At 42.5% G+C, this 6,074-nt stretch carries 4 protein-coding genes, 1 rRNA gene and 2 other annotated features; of the genes, 2 read left to right on the forward strand and 3 right to left on the reverse strand.

Annotation, left to right across the window (positions count from 1 at the left end; genetic code table 11):
* Nucleotides 1–11 precede the first annotated feature (11 nt).
* Together F908_RS12310 and F908_RS12315 are read left to right on the forward strand one after the other, a co-directional pair.
* Entirely contained in the window at nucleotides 12–629 is a 618-nt protein-coding gene (locus F908_RS12310; RefSeq protein WP_005162370.1) for a DUF6915 family protein, read from the forward strand.
* Nucleotides 630–647: 18 nt separating this feature from the next.
* Entirely contained in the window at nucleotides 648–1,385 is a 738-nt protein-coding gene (locus F908_RS12315; protein WP_005162372.1) for a hypothetical protein, read from the forward strand.
* 53 nt (nucleotides 1,386–1,438) lie between these two features.
* On the opposite strand, the gene F908_RS12320 is transcribed toward F908_RS12315, so the two are convergent.
* The 3 genes from F908_RS12320 to rrf form a co-directional block, all read right to left on the reverse strand.
* Nucleotides 1,439–2,611, reverse strand: a complete 1,173-nt coding sequence (locus F908_RS12320) for an acyl-CoA dehydrogenase family protein (protein WP_005162373.1) — start codon at nucleotides 2,609–2,611, stop codon at nucleotides 1,439–1,441.
* 93 nt (nucleotides 2,612–2,704) lie between these two features.
* On the reverse strand, nucleotides 2,705–3,868 hold the full coding sequence (locus F908_RS12325) for an acyl-CoA dehydrogenase family protein (protein WP_005162374.1): 1,164 nt from the start codon (nucleotides 3,866–3,868) through the stop codon (nucleotides 2,705–2,707).
* Between the two features lie 221 nt (nucleotides 3,869–4,089).
* Nucleotides 4,090–4,204 (reverse strand): 5S ribosomal RNA (gene rrf, locus F908_RS12330).
* Nucleotides 4,205–4,412: 208 nt separating this feature from the next.
* Nucleotides 4,413–5,284, reverse strand: a sequence feature (23S ribosomal RNA rRNA prediction is too short).
* Nucleotide 5,285: 1 nt separating this feature from the next.
* Nucleotides 5,286–6,042, reverse strand: a sequence feature (23S ribosomal RNA rRNA prediction is too short).
* Nucleotides 6,043–6,074 lie beyond the last annotated feature (32 nt).

A 6,074-nucleotide genomic window follows, 5' to 3' on the forward strand; every position in this document is an offset into this window, starting at 1 on the left:
ATAATAATGCCATGAATCCAGTCCAACATGCCAATATTTCAGTAAAACGTCGTGGGGGCGAGCTTGAAGATTATATTGATATTCATGCTTTGATTGACAGCACCAAAATGCTTTGTACCGATAACCGCCATCGTATCCTGCATACCTTTTGGGGGGTTCAGGAAGTGATTATTCCAATCTTTGGACATCACTTTGAAAATAGTGCGGGTAAAAGTATCGAGGTCAAAGACCTGTGCGAAAAAGATCATTTACTGGTGGATTTCCACCACCGCTTTATTCCAACCATTGGAGACTTCGTTGCAGCCATGCAGGATATTCCGACTGATGGACTGGCAAAACGTTTAGAAAAATTCCACTCAGATGTGATTGATGACCCAAAGCTATCAGCAACACTACTCTCGCCATTATCAGTGACAGGACAACTAAAATCTTTACTGATCACTCACAATAGTTGGTTTATCAATACCATTCTTCCCATGATGGGAAAAGGCGAAGCCAAATTTATTGATTTCGATATTAGTCCAGACTTCTTTTTCAATCCAATGCGTTTTGAACTCTGGATGGACAATGGGATGGCTGTCCCACCAAGTGCAGCCAAACTGCAAGACTTAAAAATGAAAATCGCTTAATTTTAAGGGGAAATAAAAATGAGTAATATCCAATACGTGATTCGTCAAAATGACTTTGCCTATAATGATGAATGGCATCTGACCAATTGTGTTTCAACTGGGGCGATCAAGCAGATTTATAAAGATAAAGCTGAAGCTGAAAAGGCATACAAATCACTAGTCGTCGAAGGCTTATACTATGATGAACTATGTAACTATGACATTGGCAATGGTGAAGTAGATGATGAAATCTACGAAAAACTTGAAGCTTTAATTTTAGAAAAAACAGGAAAAACTTTTAATATAGATGATGGTGAAATTCCTAAATTGAATGAAGATGATGCTTTTGAATTTGCTAAAATCTCAGGTATTGTCTGGTACCAATTATTAGAAGTTGATGCATCACAGCCCTGTTATGTACTTTGGATCAACTCTGAAGAAGACTATTTTAGTGGCTATGAAACTGGCAGCATCATTTCAAGTCAAGATGAAAACTTTAGTGATGTGTCGTGGGAAGCCAATATTTATGCAATCGACTATGCGTTTGAAGCTTTAATGGACAAACCTCTTGCAGAATTAAGCGATAGTCCACTGTTATTCAAACAATTTATCGAACAAACTCCAGATATTCGTTACGATGCTGAAAAAGACAGTATCGAAGGTATTGCCTTAGATAATATAAAATTTATCGATATAAAAACTTTGAACTCATTTTTGAAACAACCTATATTTGAAATCCGCCAAATCTCTTTAGAAGAATTAGCTGAACTAGAATAAATTTGAAAATAAAAAGTGCGGAAATTAACCGCACTTTTTATTCATCATAGGTATTAATAGCCTAGCTGCTTACTAATCAAATCTTTCATGATTTCTTCAGCACCACCACCAATCATATTCACTTTGACTTCACGATAAATTCGTTCGGATTTCGTTCCACGCATAAAACCCATTCCACCCAAAGTTTGCACAGCCGCATCCGCACAAAATTGCATGGTACGAGTCGCTACATTTTTTGACATCGAAATTTGTGCAATGAGGTCTGCCCCTTGTAACTGTTTTTGTCCCATTCGATAAGCTGTATCTTCTAATAATGCTCGTGTTGTAGTCAATTGAGTTGTCATATCTACAAGTTTGTGGCGAACCACCTGATGATCCACCAAGCGCTTTCCAAAAGTTTGACGCTGTTTTGCCCAATCTAAGGCTTCCTCATAACAGACCAAGGCATAACCATATGCCATCGCTGCTAGCCAAAAACGCTCCATATTAAAGTTATTCATAATGACTTTAAAACCAGCATTTTCCTCACCCAACAAATGACTAACTGGGACTTGGACATTGTCAAAATGCAAATGCGCTGTGTCTGATGCCCACCAACCCATTTTCTGTAAAGGTGATTTGGTTATTCCCTTGCTATTTGCATCGACCAGTAACATAGAAATACCTTTGGCGCCTTGTGCTTGCTGATCCGTCTTTACAGCAACCGTATAATAATCAGCACGAATCCCTGAGGTAATAAAGGTCTTTTCACCATTTAAAATATAATGGTCTCCTTCTCGAACTGCTTTGGTTTTAATTGAAGCGACATCAGAACCGCCACTAGGCTCTGTAATTGCCAAGGCTGATATTTTTTCACCTGCAATAATCTGTGGCATAACTTCATTACGAATCTCAGGTTGAGCAAAATGATGAATGGGTGGTGTTCCAATGCTATGGATCATAAGCGAAATATGCACACCACCAGATCCAGCTTTTGCCATCTCAATTGCTGCCAACATGACATAAAAGGCATCTGCATCGGGAATGCCACCATGTTCAGCATCATAGCCGAGACCCATTAAACCAACACTTGCAGCCTTTTGATAAAGTTCTCGTGGAAATATTCCTGCCTCATCCCATTCATTCACATAAGGTGAAATTTCTTTTTCTACAAAACGTTTGACACTGTCTGCAAAAGCTCGATGTTCTGCTGTGTAATAAATCGGGTTAAGTGATAAGCCATCCATGCTATTCTTCCTAAATTATTATTTAACGAGTTGTTCTTTTATAAATACGGCTTTAGACCAATCTCATCATGGTTTAAAGTCTTAAAATTTCGCTTAATAACCGAGTTGGCGGCTGGCAAGGTCTTTCATAATTTCCTCTGCACCACCACCAATCATATTCACTTTCACTTCACGATAGATACGTTCAGATTTTGTGCCACGCATAAAACCCATCCCTCCTAAAGTCTGAACGGCAGCATCAGCACAAAATTGCATGGTTTGTGTTGCTACATTTTTAAGCATGCAAATTTGTGCAATCAGTTCATTACCCTGCAATTCTGGTTTTCCTAAACGATAGGCTGTATCTTCCAATAACGCACGAGTTGAAGTTAAACGTGTCGCCATATCTACTAGCTTATGACGAACAACTTGATGATCAATTAAGCGTTTACCAAAAGTTTGTCGCTGTTTAGCCCAATCTAAAGCTTCTTCATAGCAAACCAACGCATAACCATAGCTACTGGCTGCAAGAAAAAATCGCTCCATGTTAAAGTTGTTCATAATGACAAAGAAGCCCATATTTTCAGCACCAAGTAAGTTTTTGGCTGGTACTCGCACACTATCAAAGTGCAAATGCGCGGTATCCGATGCCCACCAGCCCATCTTATCCAACTTGGATTTGCTAATGCCCTCACTATGTGCATCTATCAACAGCATAGAAATGCCATTTGCCCATTTGGCATTGGGATCAGTTCTCACTGCAACAGTATAATAATCCGCACGAATACCCGATGTAATAAAGGTCTTTTCACCACTGACAATATAATCATCACCATCTCGAACCGCTTTGGTTTTTAAAGCCGCAACATCCGAACCACCGCTAGGTTCAGTAATTGCCAATGCAGAGATTTTTTCTCCTGACAAAATTTGTGGTAAAACTTCAGCCTTGACCTCTTCTTGAGCAAAATGCTGAATTGGTGGTGTTCCAATCGTATGTGAAAGCAATGATGCAGCCAAACCACCTGATGCGCACTTCGCCAACTCCACTGAGGCAAGCAGAGTATAAAATGCATCCGTTCCTGCAATACCACCATAATTTTCATCAAAGCCCACACCAAGCAAGCCAATATCAGCAGCCTTTTTGTAAAGTTCTCTCGGAAAGGTTTCTGCTTCATCCCATTCAGTGATAAAAGGACTAATTTCCTTTTCAGTAAAGCACCTAACACTCTCAGCAAAGGCTAAATGTTGCTCGGTGTAATATAAAGGGTTGAGTAGCATGCTTGCTTCCTAATAATTATTGATCATTGTTTTCGAGTATTTAGTAAGCACTAAGGTATCAAAACTATAAAAACCAAGCAAGCGCTTGGCAAAATTTAAAATTAAAAAAATATTCAATTGGTTCGATTACTTTAACTTCCTACAGAAAATCATTCATAATATAAAACTCTTTGCCAAATAAAACACCCCTAACCGTTAGGTTAGGGGTGTTTAGATTTAAAAGCTGGCGATGACTTACTCTCACATGGCAAAGGCCACACTACCATCAGCGCTAAGAGGTTTCACTTCTGAGTTCGGGAAGGGATCAGGTGGTTCACTCTTGCTATTGTCGCCAGCAAACTGTTGTGGTGTTTTGGGGTCTTACTGATCATGTTGTGTTTTCACTTCATGTCTGCCTTACTTACGAACCAAAGAGTTATTAACGGATTAGATATTGAGTCTAACTTTGTGTTCAGCATTTTAACTAGTTTTCACACTAAATCAAGTTATGTATTGAATTTATCTTGAATACAACAACTGTTTGGGTGTTGTATAGTCAAGCCTCACGAGCAATTAGTATTGGTCAGCTTCACACGTCACCGTGCTTCCACACCCAACCTATCAACGTCCTAGTCTCGAACGGCTCTTTAGAGGAATAAATTCCTAGGGAAATCTTATCTTGAGGTAGGCTTCCCGCTTAGATGCTTTCAGCGGTTATCCCTTCCGAACATAGCTACCCGGCGATGCGACTGGCGTCACAACCGGTACACCAGAGGTTCGTCCACTCTGGTCCTCTCGTACTAGGAGCAGATCCTCTCAAATTTCCAGCGCCCACGGTAGATAGGGACCGAACTGTCTCACGACGTTCTAAACCCAGCTCGCGTACCTCTTTAAATGGCGAACAGCCATACCCTTGGGACCTGCTTCAGCCCCAGGATGAGATGAGCCGACATCGAGGTGCCAAACACCGCCGTCGATATGAACTCTTGGGCGGTATCAGCCTGTTATCCCCAGAGTACCTTTTATCCGTTGAGCGATGGCCCTTCCATACAGAACCACCGGATCACTAAGACCTACTTTCGTACCTGCTCGACTTGTGGGTCTCGCAGTTAAGCGCGCTTTTGCCTTTATACTCTACGCGTGATTTCCGACCACGCTGAGCGCACCTTCGTACTCCTCCGTTACTCTTTAGGAGGAGACCGCCCCAGTCAAACTACCCACCAGACATGGTCCTCGCCCCGGATTACGGGGCAGAGTTAGAACCTCAACATTACCAGGGTGGTATTTCAAGGACGGCTCCATTGGAACTAGCGTTCCAACTTCAAAGCCTCCCACCTATCCTACACAAGTAAGGTCAAAGTTCAATGTCAAGCTGCAGTAAAGGTTCACGGGGTCTTTCCGTCTAGCCGCGGGTACACTGCATCTTCACAGCGATTTCGATTTCACTGAGCCTCTGCTGGAGACAGCGCCGCCATCATTATGCCATTCGTGCAGGTCGGAACTTACCCGACAAGGAATTTCGCTACCTTAGGACCGTTATAGTTACGGCCGCCGTTTACTGGGGCTTCGATCAAGAGCTTCGCTTACGCTAACCCCATCAATTAACCTTCCAGCACCGGGCAGGCATCACACCCTATACGTCCACTTTCGTGTTTGCAGAGTGCTATGTTTTTAATAAACAGTTGCAGCGGCCTGGTTTCTGTGGCTGCCAATAGCTCAGGGAGCAAGTCCCATCACCGTCAGCAGCGTACCTTCTCCCGAAGTTACGGTACCATTTTGCCTAGTTCCTTCAGCAGAGTTCTCTCAAGCGCTTTGGTCTACTCGACCTGACCACCTGTGTCGGTTTCGGGTACGATTCCTGTGTAACTGAAGCTTAGAGACTTTTCCTGGAAGCATGGTATCAGCCACTTCACTGTACAAGTACAGCTTGCTATCAGTTCTCAGCATAGAGTACCCCGGATTTGCCTAAGATACATGCCTACAACCTTCCACCTGGACAACCAACGCCAGGCTGACTTAACCTTCTCCGTCCTCTCATCGCATTACACAGAAGTATTGGAATATTAACCAATTTCCCATCGACTACGCCTCTCGGCCTCGCCTTAGGGGTCGACTCACCCAGCCCCGATTAACGTTGGACTGGAACCCTTGGTCTTTCAGCGAACGGGTTTTTCACCCGTTTTGTCGTTACTCACGTCAGCATTCGCACTTCTGATACCTCCAGCAT

This window comes from Acinetobacter sp. NIPH 284, assembly GCF_000369425.1.
Classification (GTDB): Bacteria; Pseudomonadota; Gammaproteobacteria; order Pseudomonadales; family Moraxellaceae; genus Acinetobacter.